This window comes from Paeniglutamicibacter kerguelensis (assembly GCF_017876535.1).
GTDB lineage: Bacteria > Actinomycetota > Actinomycetes > Actinomycetales > Micrococcaceae > Paeniglutamicibacter > Paeniglutamicibacter kerguelensis.
Map to the genome: position 1 here is coordinate 52,926 of NZ_JAGIOF010000003.1, position 14,555 is coordinate 67,480.

Annotated in this window: 11 protein-coding genes and 2 pseudogenes; 2 read left to right on the top strand and 11 right to left on the bottom strand. The window is 62.4% G+C overall.

Features of this window, described 5'->3' with window-relative positions:
• The 6 genes from JOF47_RS19345 to JOF47_RS19370 form a co-directional block, all read right to left on the bottom strand.
• A complete protein-coding gene (locus tag JOF47_RS19345; RefSeq protein WP_210002006.1) occupies positions 1-1,272 on the bottom strand; it encodes an amidohydrolase family protein in 1,272 nt (423 codons plus the stop codon).
• Positions 1,269-2,009, bottom strand: coding sequence for an aspartate/glutamate racemase family protein (locus JOF47_RS19350; RefSeq protein ID WP_210002007.1), 741 nt, complete (start codon positions 2,007-2,009; stop codon positions 1,269-1,271). Before JOF47_RS19350 ends, JOF47_RS19345 begins: the two co-directional genes overlap by 4 nt.
• Positions 2,006-3,541 carry a sugar ABC transporter ATP-binding protein gene (locus JOF47_RS19355; RefSeq protein WP_210002010.1) on the bottom strand — a complete coding sequence of 512 codons (1,536 nt, stop codon included), beginning with the start codon at positions 3,539-3,541 and terminating at the stop codon, positions 2,006-2,008. Before JOF47_RS19355 ends, JOF47_RS19350 begins: the two co-directional genes overlap by 4 nt.
• A 41-nt stretch (positions 3,542-3,582) precedes the next feature.
• Positions 3,583-4,731, bottom strand: coding sequence for a sugar ABC transporter substrate-binding protein (locus tag JOF47_RS19360; RefSeq protein WP_210002012.1), 1,149 nt, complete (start codon positions 4,729-4,731; stop codon positions 3,583-3,585).
• 76 nt (positions 4,732-4,807) lie between these two features.
• Entirely contained in the window at positions 4,808-5,863 is a 1,056-nt protein-coding gene (locus JOF47_RS19365; protein ID WP_210002014.1) for an ABC transporter permease, read from the bottom strand.
• Positions 5,864-5,877: 14 nt separating this feature from the next.
• Positions 5,878-6,693, bottom strand: a complete 816-nt coding sequence (locus tag JOF47_RS19370; protein ID WP_210002016.1) for a hypothetical protein — start codon at positions 6,691-6,693, stop codon at positions 5,878-5,880.
• Between the two features lie 118 nt (positions 6,694-6,811).
• Here JOF47_RS19370 and JOF47_RS19375 point away from each other — a divergent pair, with 118 nt between their 5' ends.
• Complete coding sequence (locus JOF47_RS19375) at positions 6,812-9,835, top strand: AfsR/SARP family transcriptional regulator (protein ID WP_210002018.1); 3,024 nt, start codon at positions 6,812-6,814, stop codon at positions 9,833-9,835.
• Positions 9,836-9,870: 35 nt separating this feature from the next.
• Here the strand turns inward: JOF47_RS19375 and JOF47_RS19380 are convergent, their stop codons facing one another.
• The 3 genes and pseudogenes from JOF47_RS19380 to JOF47_RS19390 form a co-directional block, all read right to left on the bottom strand.
• The gene (locus JOF47_RS19380) at positions 9,871-10,650 is read right to left on the bottom strand and encodes a DUF4440 domain-containing protein (RefSeq protein WP_210002020.1); all 780 of its coding nucleotides are present in this window, start codon (positions 10,648-10,650) and stop codon (positions 9,871-9,873) included.
• 460 nt (positions 10,651-11,110) lie between these two features.
• Positions 11,111-11,443 (bottom strand): annotated as a pseudogene (locus JOF47_RS19385) (DUF4822 domain-containing protein); the annotation flags it as partial.
• 12 nt (positions 11,444-11,455) lie between these two features.
• The gene (locus tag JOF47_RS19390; protein ID WP_210002024.1) at positions 11,456-11,617 is read right to left on the bottom strand and encodes a hypothetical protein; all 162 of its coding nucleotides are present in this window, start codon (positions 11,615-11,617) and stop codon (positions 11,456-11,458) included.
• 144 nt (positions 11,618-11,761) lie between these two features.
• Here JOF47_RS19390 and JOF47_RS19395 point away from each other — a divergent pair.
• Positions 11,762-12,196 (top strand): annotated as a pseudogene (locus tag JOF47_RS19395) (transposase family protein); the annotation flags it as partial.
• Between the two features lie 297 nt (positions 12,197-12,493).
• On the opposite strand, the gene JOF47_RS22535 reads toward JOF47_RS19395, so the two are convergent.
• Together JOF47_RS22535 and JOF47_RS19405 are read right to left on the bottom strand one after the other, a co-directional pair.
• On the bottom strand, positions 12,494-12,871 hold the full coding sequence (locus JOF47_RS22535) for a nucleoside deaminase (protein ID WP_377738842.1): 378 nt from the start codon (positions 12,869-12,871) through the stop codon (positions 12,494-12,496).
• Between the two features lie 149 nt (positions 12,872-13,020).
• Positions 13,021-14,517 (bottom strand): NCS1 family nucleobase:cation symporter-1, encoded by a 1,497-nt coding sequence (locus JOF47_RS19405; RefSeq protein ID WP_210002026.1) that lies wholly within the window; start codon positions 14,515-14,517, stop codon positions 13,021-13,023.
• Positions 14,518-14,555 lie beyond the last annotated feature (38 nt).

Consider the following 14,555-nt stretch of genomic DNA (forward strand, 5'->3'; position numbering starts at 1 on the left):
CTAGTTTCTGGCCAGCCAGATTTCGGGCTGGCGGTCCGAGGCCGGCTGGCCCGTGGCGATTTCCGCCCACAGCTGGGCCGAGGTGCGCTCGTCGCGCAGGTCGACCACGACGTTGCCGTCCTTCATCACCAGGCGCGGCCTGGCCAGCGCGCGCAGGTCGCTGGTCGGGTCGCCATCGACAATCACCAGGTCCGCCAGGTTGCCCGCACTGATGCTGCCGATGTTCGGTGCCCCTATGGCCGCGGCCGCCACCTTGGTTGCGGCAAGCAGCGCGTCGATCTTGGCCATGCCGGCGCCGACCAGCGCCTCCAATTCGCAGACCAGGACGTCGCGGGCGGGAATCCAATGGATCGGGTCGCTGCCGGCGGCGATATGCACGCCCGCCGCCATCGCACGCTGCACCGATTCCTTGTGCACCCGGGCGATGCGTTCCTCGTAGACGGCGGCCCGGTCCTCGGTGATGGTCTTGCCGATCGACAGGTGCGTGTTGGTTGAAAACGCCCAGAGCGTGGGGACGTAGTAGGTGCCCTGGTCCGCCATCTGGGTCACGAGTGCCTCGTCCAGGGCGAGTCCGTGGTCGATCACGTCGATCCCCGCGTTGACCGCCGCGCGCGCAGCGTCGAGGCCTTCGCAATGGCAGCCGACGCGTGCGCCGAGCAGATGGGCCTCGGCCACGGCCGTGGCGATTTCCTCGTCGTTCAGGTAGCGCAGGCAGGTGGTCCAGTCCGAGTCGCCGGTGGTGTGCGAGAGCACGAGCTTGATCAGGTCGGCACCCGCCAGCCGCTCCTCGCGCACCGCCCGGCGAACCTCGTCGGTTCCGTCGGCGAAGTGGTTGCGCCAATCGATCGGGGCTCCGCGGCCGACGATGTTCGGTCCGGCGGTGAAGGCGCGCGGCCCAAGCACCCGGCCGGCGGCAATTTCATCGCGGAAGGCATGGATGCCGCGGTGCTTGCAACCGGGGTCGCGGACCGTGGTGACGCCGGATTCGATGGCCCGGCGTGCCGTGATGACGCCGTCGACGACGCTGGTGGTGATGAGCTTTGCGTCTGCCTCCACCCCCGAGCGGCTCATCAGGTGGAAGTGCGAATCGATGAGTCCGGGAATGATGTGTCCGCCGTCTGCATCAATGATGTTTCGTGCGTCGCTCGGCAGTTGGCTGGCCGGTTCCACGGCGGTGAAGCATCCGTCCTGCACCACGACCATGTGGTCGTGCACAAAGCTTCGGGAGTCGCTGTCGAGAATCGGTCCTCCGAGCACAAACTGGATTGTCATGAGTCCTCCTGGGGTAGGTCGTGGGTGGTGGAAGTTTGGGTGATGTGGGCGTCGGCGAGGGTCTCGGCCATGCGGACCCCCGCCAGCAGCCCCGAGACGACGGGGCGGGAAATCGCCTGCGACAGCCGTGGGGCAATGCGTCCCATGACCGATCCGGTGAGCACCAGCGTGTCGCCGAGCTCCTCGTCCCCAAGGCCCATGCAGGCTTCGATGAGTTGGGCCAAGAGTTCGTCGGGCGAGGTGCTGGCCGCACGGCTGGAGGATCGGGCCGGAACGATGGAGGCAAGCCGTCCTTCCAACCCATAACCGCGCACCAGCGCCCGCATGCCGGGGATCTTGCCCGGCGCCAACACCGCGACGCTGAACCTGGCACCCATGGCGCAGGCCTGCAGTATGCCTGCCTCGGCGATGCCCACGACCGGTCGGTTTGTCACCTCGCGCGCCGCGGCGAGGCCGGGATCGTTGCCGCAGGCCACCACGAAGGCGTCGAAGTCATCGCTCCATTGCCGTACCAGTTCGGCGGTATGCACCCCGGAGATGGCGACATCCAGCAGCGTATCGATCCCCGCCGGACCCTCCTCCGGGTTCATGAAGTGCGCTTCGGTTCCCTCGCGAAGAACAGGGGTGAGGGTGTCGGCAAGTTGCGCCGTGACGGATGCCGAGCTGTTCGAGTTGATCACTGCGATCCGGCGGGTGGCCGCCGCACGCGTCGCCGGTGCTGTGCGCAGCGTGCTCATGCTGCCACGTAGCACTGCTCGGTGATCTGCTTGGCAGTCGCACCGACCATTTCGCGGCGTACCAGCCCGCCGCGCATGATCAGCACCCTGTCGCAGAGGTGGCTTAGTTCCTCGTGCTCGGACGAAACCAGCAGCACTGCGACTCCCTGCTCCGCCATGCGGCGCACATGTTCAAGCACCGTCCGCTTGGCGCCGACATCGACGCCCTGGGTGGGTTCGTGCAGGATCAGGCACTTCACCCCGGCCTTGGCCGCCCACTTGGCGATGAGAACCTTTTGCTGGTTTCCGCCGCTGAGCGTTTCCAGGGGCCTGTCCGGGTCCCCCATGGGCCTGACGTCGAACTGCTCCATGGCCTCGACAACGCTGCGGCGCTCGGCCCGCGCATCGATCAGTCCCCGGCGGGTGAAGGTGCCGATGGAAACGAGCGTCAGGTTTTCGGCGATCGAGGCGCCCATGATCCCGGAGCGGCGCTTCCGATCCGCCGGGAGCATTGCAATGCCGGCGGCCGTTGCGTCCGTGGCGGAACTTGGCTTCACCTTCTTCCCGCCCACGGAGACCGTGCCCGACTCGGCGTTCATGCTGCCGAGGATCAGATCCGGTACGTCGTCGTGGCCGGCACCGGCAAGCCCTGTCAGCCCGACGACCTCGCCTGGCCGGATGTCCAGGCTCAGCCCGTTGATGCCGCCGCCGCTGAGCTCATTGATCCGGATGGCGGGTTCGGAGCCCGCCACAAAGTGGCTGGTGCGCTCCGGAAAATGCGATTCCAGATCCCGACCGAGAATGTGTTTGGCGAGCTCCTTTTCCCCGCTGATGGTGCTGGTGGGGGCCTGCATGACGACGCTGCCGTCGCGCAGCACCAGCACCGAGTCGGTGGCAGTGAGCACCTCGTCGAGCCGGTGGGTGCAAAAGGCAATCGCCGTGCCGCTGGCGGCGGCTGCGCGCATCGCTTCGAAGAGCCTGTCACGCTCCACGCCGGTCAGGTTTGCCGTTGGCTCATCGAGCACCAGCAGGCTCGACCGTTCGCGGCCGCGGGCGTAAACCGCCCGGGCGATGGCGACGACTGCCTTCTCCGCCTGGGTCAGTTCCTGCACCGGCGTGGCCGGGTCTACATCGACGCCCAGGCCGGCGAGCAGTTCACGGACCTTGACCTTTTGCGCCTTCCAGTCGATCAAACCGCGCTTGCGCATCATCGCACCGACAAAAACGTTCTCCGTCACCGAAAGCGATCCCGCCAGGCCCAGGTCCTGATGGACGAAGGCGAAACCCAGGTTGGCCGAGCTGGTCGGGGTCAACGGGAGGGAGGCTTCCTTCCCGTTGACCCGCAGGGTGGCGCCGGCGTCGGGCTCGTAGATTCCGGCAAGGATCTTGAATAGCGTTGACTTGCCCGCCCCGTTCTCGCCCAGCACGCCGGTGACGGTTCCAGGGGCAAAGGTCAATGAAATATCGTGAAGGACCTTGGTCAGGCCGAATGTCTTCGAGGCTCCCGTGAGCACGATTCCCTCGTGTGCGGCCGCATCCAATGGGCTGGTCATCGATTCTCTCCTTTCCGGTCGATCCGCTTGCGCGGACCCGCTTACTTCCAGAGGTTGGCGTACTGCTGCTTGTAGTCGACGTTGTCGTAGAGGACTTCCTCGGAGGAAATGTCCAGCCCCTCGATGTTCTTCGCATCGAAGAGCTTCACCGGCACCTCGCTCATCGCCGGTTCCGCCCCGGACAGGGCGCGCAGCGTGCGGTCCATCATGGCCCAGCCGAGCCAGTTGTTGCTGTTGCCCACGTCCACCGCCTGGATGCGCTTGTCCCTGATGAAGCCCAGGTTCGCCTCTACCGCATTGATGCTGCCGACGCGGATCTGGTCCTTGCGGCTGGAGAGCTCGACGGCGGGGATGGTGAATTGCGCGATCCCGTCGATGGCCGGGAAGATCCAGTTCAGCTTCGGGTTGCGGGAGATCTCCGAGCCGGTCAGGGTCTCTGCAGCGGTCTTGAAGTTCGACTGCATGAGGTCATCGACCTGCAGGCTGCATTCCGATGAGCAGAACTCATGGAAGCCCTCCTCGATGCCCTTGCGCATCTCGGTGAAGGTTTCGATGGAAGGCAGATTCTGCACGACTCCGTGTGCCGGACCTTCGGTGTTGGCGATGGCGTAGGCGGCCAGCAGCTTGCCCGACTTCTTGTAGTCGATGCTCACTTCGCCTGCCGCTCCCTTTTCCAGCGGAGCATTCGCATCGACGTTCAGTGCGCCGATGACCGGGACACCTGCCTGGTTGGCGCTCTCGATGGCCGTCGGGAGCAGGTTGAAGTTGATTCCGAAAGCCACGATGGCCGATGATTTGGCCGCCAGGGCCTGGTTCACTTGCTTCGCCGCGGTGTCGGTCGAGCCCTTCGCGTCGTACACCTCGACCTTGACGCCGGCGCGTTCGCCAGCCTCCGTCATCCCGTCCAGTACGGCCCGAACGAATGGCAACGAGTTATCGAGGGTCACCGCCGCGATGGTCTTGCCGCGGAATTGCGAGATGTCGATCGCCTCGCCCGGTGAGAGGAATGCGGCCGGTTTGGCGTTTTCGCTGACGAGTTGCTCGGCAGCGGACTTGCCGTCTACCGCGTTGACAGTGGAGCTGGCGAGCGAGGCTGTGCTGCTGTCGGTCTGACATGCCGTCAGGCTCAAGATTGCAAGGCCGAGGCCCAGGGTTGCCAGTGGCTTGGAGAGATTACGTGAGCGCTTCATTGCACTGATTCCTTCCGTGCGAGGTGGTGGAGAGCGGAGTGGGGAAATTACGATGTTGAAAAGCGGTGTTGAAGTACTACGTTGAGGAAGCCGACTTGCGGCTGATGATTGCGGCGAATGAAACGGCAAGGACCAGGGCTGCACCGTTGAACACGTTCTCCAACCAGCCCGCGCCGCCAAGCATCTGCAGCCCGGTGACGCCTGTAACGACGAGGAACACGGCGATGACGGTTCCCCAGGCGTTGAAGCGCCCCGGCTTGATGACCGTCGCCCCAAGGAAGACGGCCGCTGCGCCGGGAAGCAGGAAGGATGCCCCGAGGTTCGGATCGGCACTGCCGAGTCGGCCAACGTTGAGCACGCCTGCCAGTCCGCACAGGAACGCGCTGGCGGTCAGTGCGAAGACACGGATGCGGTTGGTCGGCAGGCCACTCAGGCGAGCGACTTCACGGCCCTCGCCGGTGAAGTAGATGTAGCGTCCGAGCGGGGTGTGTTCCATGAAAACCCACACCGCAAAGGCCAGCAGGAAGGCGAAGTAGACGGGCAGGGGCAGGCCGAGGAATTGGGCGGTGGCGATGTTGCTGAGGAATTCCGGGGCACCGGCGATGACCTGGGAGCCGGAGATCGCCAGGGTCAGCCCGGTGATCACCGTTCCCATGCCGAGCGTGGTGATCATGGAGCTGATCCCGATCTTCACGATGAAGTAGGAGTTCAACAGACCCCAGACCATGGTCGAGGCCAGAGCGATCGGGATGGCGATCTCACCCGGAAGACCGAGCTTTACGTGGAGCACGGAGAGGATGATCGAGGACCAGGCAATCATCGGGCCGAAGGAGAGATCGAACTCCCCCGCCGCGAAGGGTAGGACGAGTCCAAGCGCGGCAATGATCAGCACGCTCTGGGAGGACGTGACCACACGAAGGTTCTCGAAGGTGAAGAAGGTATCCGGTGCCGCGACAGAGAAAACAACGATCACGAAAATCAAGACGCCGAGCACCGCATACTTGTACATTAAGCGGCGGAACAATGAGTCCTGGGTGACGTTCGTTCTGTTCTTTCCCGATTCGGGAGGTTTTGGTGTGCTGCCGTTTTCAACCGGTGTTCGTTGCGCCGGCGGCGTACTGATCTGGCTCATTCGGTGTTCTCCCATCACATAAAGTGGTCGGTGTCAGCGATGACGGTGGCAAGGCTGGAACCCGCCACCTCCAGCTCTATGGCGCTATTAGCCAAGAGCGAGATGGGCTCTCCGAGCCCGATTGCGTAAACGGTCACGGGTTCCGGGCGGCTGGCCGCCCTTTCCCCGAGGTGTTGCGCCCACGTGGTGCCCGCTTCGTCGGTGAGCTCGGCGACGGCACGCTGAATCTCATCCATGGCGGGCAGCCGACCGAGGGCCAGCGGCTTGCCGTCGCGCAGCATGCGGAACTCCGCACCGGCTAGCACCGAGAGGTGCGTGCCGGCCGAAACGAGGCGGATCACCCCACCGTTGACCGCGATACGATCTGCATCCTCGGTCTGGGACGTGCCGAAGGGGCACCACGAAACTTCAAGGCCGAGTTGCAGCTTGTCAGGCGTCGCCATGGCGCCCTTGCCTTGGGGTGCCTGAAGGCTCGGGGCAGGTTCGCTCCGGAATCCGAGCACCCCGCGTACCCTCAAGGGAATCGATCCGACGGGAATTCGTGCGTTCGTCGACGAGAGCATGCGTTCGCCCAGGATGACTGGATCCAATCCATCGTGGGCGTTCAACAGCACCGCACCCCGGTCACCTTTCGACATTCGTCTACGGATCACCTCGTCACGCACGAGTCGTGCGTCATCAATCGAGAATCCCGGAATCATCCGGCTCAGGGGTGTGATGCTGCGTCGCTGGACATCCGAGGAGACAATGAGATCGACCAATCGCCGGACCTCACGTCCTGTCAGTTCTGCGCTGGTGGCCCGGTTTTCCGCGGCCTGCAACTTTGTCATGGAGCCAGACTATGAAGCGCCCGGTTAACCAATCCGAAACGATCTCGTGTAATTTCAGTCACACTCGTTAACGCACTTTAACGCGTTCGTTCACCGACGCCGTCAGATGGAGCAGATCGTGTCACTGGAACACTCCCTTCCGTTGCTGCGAGGCAAGATCTCCGCGCCCTCGCTGCCCGAGATCCTGGTTCCGCGGCCGCGGCTCGAGTCTTCGGTTCGGGACCGGTTGGGCGCGTTGCCGGTACTTGTGGTGTGCGCCAGCGCCGGTGCGGGAAAGACCACAGCCGTTCGGACCGCACTGCGCGATGAACCCCAGGTTGCGTGGTTAACGCTCGATGCGGCGGATGCCTCCCCGGGCCGTCTGCTGACCTACATTGCCGCGGCTCTTGCGCCGTTCTCACCGAATCTGACGGAACTGGTTCAACACGCGATGGCCGCACAGGCACCCCACGGCGAGATTGCCGGGCTGCTGATCGAGTCCCTTTTCGGCGAGGTTCCAACCACGCTGGTTCTTGATCAGCTCGAACGCGTGGCTCCGCATCCGAAGGCGATGGAGGTCATCGATCATCTTGTCGGCTTCGCCCCGGCCAATGTGAAGATCATCCTGATCTCGCGCACCGCCATCACCCTGCCTTCCAGTGCGCCGCCAGGGTCGGAACGGCTGGACTACCTCATCGACCGCGAGCTTGCCTTCACACCGCAGGAAGCGGTTGTCGCGCTGCAGCAGGCCGGCGGTTCGACCGATGATGTCGATGCGGTCATGCGTGCCACCGGCGGGTGGGTGGTCGGTGTTCTCTTCGCGGGAACCACTGCGGAACCTATACGGATGGCCCTCCAACCTGAGATCGACCCGTTGCACGCATATCTATGGGCCCACGTCCTGCAGGGGTTGAACGACGAGCTGCGCGATTTCGCCATCACCACCTCGCTTCTGGTTTCCGTCGATGCCCAGCGCGCCACTGCACTGGGACTCGAACGCACCGAACGCTTCCTGACCGAGCTTCGGGCCCACAGGATCCCCGCGGTCTGGGCGCCGGGTGGCAAGTCTGTCCGGTACCACCCCGTGCTGCGCGATTATCTGTTGGTGCTGCTGGAGCGACGACCCCGCGCGGAGGTTGTTGCTCTCCGGCTCAAGTTCGGCCGCTTGCTCGCCTCCGAGGGGTTCCTCATCGAGGCGACCGAGGAGCTGCTGGCCATCGAGGCGCTGGCCGAGGCTTTGCCATACGCCGAGCAAGCCATCGAAACCTTGATCGATCGGCGCGACTACGACGTCGCAGACCGCTGGCTCGAGGAACTGGCAGATTTTGGCCAGGCCGGACTCAGCCCGCTGACTGTTGCCGAGCTGATGCTCTGCGTCGCCCGGGAGGAATACTGGCGCGGCGTGCGCATCGCCGACCAGTTGGCAGCCCTGGGGCAACGCGAGGCGCTTGCCCGCAGTTCCAGCCGCGCCGCCGCAATGATGATTTGGTGCTACTACCACGCCTGCCGGACGGAAGACATGGCCGAAATTCAGGGCGTGGCACCGCCGGGACCGGAGTTGGACGCGGCCAATGGTCTCCTCACGCTGATCGATTCACGAGACGTAGCGGCACTCTCGCCCTACGGGAGCGCCAGCGGCCAGGTGGATGGCTTGTTGGCACGGCTGAGGTACTGGCGCGGAATGCTCGCCGAGGCATCGGCACCTACCCAAAATCCGGCGACGGAGGCAGTCGTTGTGCCTTGGCGGGTCGCTGCACTTCGGGCCGTCGGCGAACTCGAACAGGCGCATCGACTCTATGCGCGGGTGGAAGCTGCGGGAATGATCACCGCAGGGCTCCTGGCAGTGGTGGGCGCCGAACTCTACATGGACATGGGACGCGAGTCTGACTCGCGGCGCTGCATCGAAGCGGGCCGCCTTGAGGCCAGACGCCTGGGTTCCGTGGTCTGGGATCTTTTCTCCCAGCTCTCGGAAGCCAAGCTCGAATTGCGGTTGGTGCGCGACCCCATCCGGGCACGGCAGGTCCTCGACGGGCTCGAACTTGAACCGCTGGCCCGCGTCTACCAGTCCACCGCCGAACAGATCGACACCTGGCACGGCCTGAGCCACCTGATGCTCGGCGAATACGAATCCGCCCGCTATCGGCTGCAACGTGCTGTCGCTTCAATGCGCGAGTCGGGCCGGGTGTTGGAACTCCCTACCGCCGCGGTGTACCTCGCCGAGGTTGCCTGGCATTGCAAGGACGATGAGGCTGCTGACACCGCATCCGACGAGGCCATGGCCGCCGCCCGGGCGCAGGGCACCGACGAGGTGCTCTTGCGCGCCCTGCGTGAGTTCCCCGAGGTACTGTCCCGCAGGCTGGACTCGCTCGCCGACGGCGACACGGACTGGCACCGGCTCGGCGGAAGGCTGCTCAACGAGTCCACCCCGCAGGTGCTTTCCTCGTCCGTCGTCGTGCAGCTGCACGAGTTCGGAGCGCCGCAAATCCTCGTGGGCGACACCGAGGTACGACCCCGCATCGCCAAGAGCTATGAGCTACTGGCCTACTTCGCATCGATCGGCGAGAAGACAGTGACGCGCCAGCAACTACTCGATGCCCTGTTCGACGGACGCGACACGAACGCCTCGAAATCATACCTGCGGCAGGTGGTGCACCAGCTTCGATCGGTGCTGCCCGAGGGCGTGGGGCCTTTCATCACCAACGATGCAATCGCCTTCGCGGACCACGTCTCCATAGAGAGCGAAGCGGCACGCTTCGAGCAAATCGCGCAGCGATCCCAAAGCAACGATCCGCGCCGCCGGGACCACGAAATCAAAGTTGCACTGGGAGCCTTCGACCAAGGCGGCTATCTTCCGAAAGCCAAATCGCTCTGGATCGACAACCGACGCGAGCAATTGCTCGGTGCAGCGACCGCGTTACGTCTCGAAGCTGCACGGCTGGCCTTCGAACAAGGATCATTCGCCAGGGCAGACAAGTTCGCGCGGGCCGTACTCAGCGAAGAACCGCTTCGCGAGGCCGCCTGGCGCTTGCGCATGCGCACTGCCGCCGCAATCGGCTCCTCCGACGACGTCCTGACCATCTACACCGAATGCGTCACCGCGATCACCGCGATCGGAGCGGAACCCGCGCGCGAGACGAGGATGCTGCTCGAACAACTTCGTTAGACGACGAACAGCCGGGGCGCGTGGCCGCGTAACATTCAGCTGGCCTGCGTGTCGGGTGTCCCCTGGTGGTATCGCTGCTGCCAGTGGTCCCCCTCGCGCATCCAGATGGAGCTTCTGTGGACCGTACCGAGGGCATCCTCGGTACGGAACCTGACGTGCGCCACTCCGGGCGCAAGTTCCACGACGCGGTCGAAGGCCACGCCCTGAATTTGATCCGGAATGGTGTTGAGAACTCGAATCACGTCATCGCGCTCCCAATAGCGTCCGGTGCGACCAATTTCGTAGAAATCATGGTGGATCATTTGCTCGAGTCGCTCAACGTCGTTGCGCGACTCGGCGCTGAGAAGCGAGGTTTCAAGACCAACAATTTCATGACGCAGATCCGTCGAGGCCTGCACCGCTTCGCTAGCCTCGTTCTGCCTCGAATTCGCAACGAATAACCACGGGCGTGACGTCGTAGCGGCACTATCTGTGGATCCAACCCATGCAAATTCCACCTCGCGCCCGACGGTTTCCCGGGCAATTGCTTCCATAAGGGAATGTTCGGGGTCGCCCAAGGTTTTTCGGGACCCTGACTGCTGCCGCAAATCAGCTAGATGTTCAGCGAGAAGTTGATCTTGCAGAACAATCCGTAGGGCCCGGCCCTCATTCGCCGTTATGCGCAAGGCGTCCAAGACTGCAGGTAGCTCGGTTACTTTGGCCGAGCCTTGGGCGTGGCCTCCGAGCCGCCACTGATTGTCATCGATCACCCAGGCCCAGCAGGGAGAGATCAGGCCGTCCGGAAGCGTGGGATAGGTCACTACTGTAATTGTCATAGCATCATGCTCTCAGATCGAAGTCCCAGAATCGCCATTCCGGGACCAGACATGTTCGGCAAACTATGACCGAAAATCGTGAACATGCAGCATTTGGCAGGTTGCGTGAGCCGAGGGTCTATGCAGCTCTGGGTTTCCGTTACCTTATTTGGTGATCCCGGTTTCGAGCAACATGCGAGGAGATGGGTTGCTGACCTGTCGGCCCCGGCACGATTTAGTCCCCCAGTCATCAATGATCAACCTTGGTCTTGCCATCCACATGACGCCCCTGCGCCCACACTGCCGCAGCGGTACACGAAGAACGACCCCGAACCTACTGCTGTGCCAGGAGTCGTTCTTCTCTCCCCCTAGACAAACTCGCCCACATACCCATCGTGAGCCGGCTGGTCGGGCGCAGACGGCACATACGGTAGGACTGGCCGTCTGAACTCAGCACATCTGAAGCCTGAAGGGCGGAAACTTACTTGGCAGGCTCTGCGTGGGTTCTCGGAGTGTGAACGATGTCGAAGTAGACATCCTTCATTTCTGCATCGGGGAACACCCGGTACGTGAATTCCTCAGCGTTCAGCGTGACAATGTCCGAATCGCGCGTGAAGAGTTCCTTGACGGCGTCATCCCGAGGGAGGATATGACGGGTCTTGCCATCCGGCGTGACTGTCCGCTTGCCCTGCATCTTGGGTGCATCGTCGAGGGTGAACATGGCGAAGGTGCCGTTGGCCTTGAAGTAAGCGTTTCCGACGAAGTTGCTGACATTCTCATCAGTCAAGGCAACCGCGTTGCCTCTCGCATCGGTTGCGCCAGTGGTTTACTCAGCAGTGGAGGAGAGGATCTGCGAGGGGGTGCTTGCTTGGGTCATTGCCGAGGCTTCCACGGTCGTCGGGGCCGGAGATTGCGTGGCCTCGGTAGCGGCGGTGCGGCATGCGGCCAACGGGCCGATGGCCACCAGTGCGGATGCTGCAGCAACCATGGACTTAGAAAATCCGCCAATAGGCGCCCAACCCGGCAGCAATCATCCGCACGTCAGCGCAATTAAGCGTCATTGGGAACGAAGGCAGGCACGACCCCTGTTAAACAGGTTTTCGACCAAGAAAACGTCTGACCCAGGAGAGTCGTGCCTGCCCTTCCAACATTCCTCATCGAACCACTCCGGTGCCAATTCGAGGCGCTGATCCCGCCGGTCCGGGACCGCCACCCGCTGGGCTGCCACCGGCCACGGATCACCGACCGCTTGGTCTTCGACAAACTCATCCAGGTCCTCGTCCTGGGGGCCTCCTACGAGAAGATCGGCGACACCGGCTGCTCGGCCACCACGATCCGGCGACGGCGCGATGCATGGATCAACGCCGGGAGCTTCGCCGCCCTGGAGCAGATCTGCCAGGAGGCCTACTACCGGATCATCGGCATGGAACTGGAGAACCTGACCGTGGACGGGTGCATCGTCAAGCCCCCGTGCGGCGGGGAACTGGCCGGAAAATCCCCGGTGGACCGCGGCAAGCTGGGCACCAAGCGTTCCGTGCTCACCGACGGCAGGGGCATCCCGCTGGGTCGTGGAACGCACCAACTCATGGCACAACCGAGGATTCAAAAACTCCTCATCTGCACCGAATGGAAGGTCCGCGTCATCGACGCCATGATCAGCCTGGCCAACAGCATCATCATCCTCCGACGACTCATCCGCGAAGCCTGGTTCACCCACCGCTGGGGATACCAGCCCCAAACGAAAGCCCTGACCTTCAACCCCTGTCGGCGCAATTTCTTAGTCCGGCGGCGAAGAGTCTCCGGCCAGGCATTGCAAGCCTGCCCGGAGACCCACGTTCAGAAGAAAATGCGATGCAAGCCAGAATTATCCTGCACTGAACATTTCCCACCGGTCTCGATGCTGGTTTTTGAACTCGGCTACAAGATCTATACAGCCCCGGTGACCGATGACTTGGACATCAATCCCCGCTGCTTTCAACCACTCCAGGGCTCCCTGGTAGTGAACATCCTCACCGACAATGACACGTCGCACACCACTGACGATGATGGCTCCGGCGCACATCGGGCAAGGCGCTTCGGTAGCTACGACGAAAACGTCCTGGTCCGGTGCGAAAGGTTGTTGCACGATACCGCCAAGACAATTCAATTCGGCATGTGAGAAATACTGACGATCCTGGACCTGGCGGTTCCGTCCGCTAGCTACGATTTTTCCGTCGCAAACGAGGACCGCCCCAAAGGGCATGCCTCCTTCAGCGACGCTGGCCGCTGCTTCTTGCAATGCTCTGTCGAGGTATGCGTGGTAGGTCAATGGTTATCCTTTCAGTATCCGTTGAGCAACGGGATCCGGGCATGGGCAGGGGCGATTGGATGCAACTAATGCGGTGGACCAGATCAGGATGCGGGATCCGACACTGTGGCATTCGTGGCTGACTGGGCGGCAAGGCCGTGCTTGGGATGCCTGGCGAGATAGGGATACAGAGCAAAGGCCGCGCCCGCTCCAATGAACCAGGAGAAGGGCGCGATGACGCTGAACATCGGTACTAAAGCTGCACTCACGGAGAACGCGGCGGCGACCGCCAGAGTTTTCACTGCGGTCAAATTAAAGCCTTTGGTGTACCAATAGGCGGCCGTTGGGCTATCGGTGTAGAGCGCAGAAGTGTCAATGTGCTGTTTCCTGACGCGGTAGAAGTCGGCCATGAGGATCCCGAAGAGAGGTCCGATGAGAGCGCCGAGCGTACCAAGGGTGTATTGGATCATGTCCGGGTTGCTGTAGAGGTTCCAGGGCATGACGACGATGGCGAGTATCGAGGCGATGATTCCGCCCTTGCGGAAGTTGATCTTGCTCGGAATGAAGTTGGCCAAATCAAATGCAGCCGAAATGAAGTTTGCGACAATGTTGGTGGCCACCGTAGAGATGGCAAATGTCAGGACGCCTAGCAACACCGCAGTGGTGTGGTCGATCCGCGCAACAAGGTGAACCGGGTCCATGATCATTTCACCGAATACCTCGAAGCCACCTGACGTGGTGACGACGGTGACGAGGGCGAAAATCATCAGATTCACGGGCAGTCCGAGGAAGTTGCCGCGTTTCATGCTCTTGGGCGACTTCAGCAATCTGGAGAAGTCCGCAAAGTTCAAGGTTGTCCCCGCAAAGTACGATACGACCAGGGCCACGGCGGTGATGAACATTCCCCACATCTGGCCGCCGGTGAGTTGCTCGGAGCTGAGCGTAAAACTGATGTTGCCCGGACCGGCCTTCATTACGATCCATCCGGCCAGCAGGAACATTACGACATAGACCCCGGGCCCGGCCCAATCGCAGAAACGCCGAACCGTCTCGATGCCCCGATAAAAGACAATGAATTGGATGGCCCAGAGAACGAGGAATGCAATCCATCCGAGTGTCGATAGCCCCAAGAAGGAATCTTCCGTCAGGGGCGTGAGGTTGGGGAAGAAGCGCAGTAAGGCGACAACGATAGCGGTGGAAGCCACCCATGTCTGGATGCCATACCAACACGTTGCGATGACGGCCTTGATGATTCCTGGAATGTTGGCCCCCAAGACGCCGAAGCTGGGGCGGCATGACACCGCGAATGGTATGCCATATGTCTGGCCGATTTTTCCGACTTTGTTGACAAAGAAATTGGTCAAACCGATGCCCAGAAGTAGGGCAATCAGGACCTGCCAACCGGGTATCCCCAGTGCGAACAGGCTTGCGGCAAAAACGTAGCCTGCAACGCTGTGGACATTGGACATCCACATGGAGAACAGGCTGTAGGTGCCCCAAGTTTTGGTCTTGACCGGAAGGAGGTCTTCATTGCTAAGCCGTGGACTGAAATGCTGATTTGACGTGGGATCGCCCTGTTCAGTGTTCTGTTCTAACGACACGGATATCGCCTTTCGTTGCCCCGAGCCTGAGGCTTCGC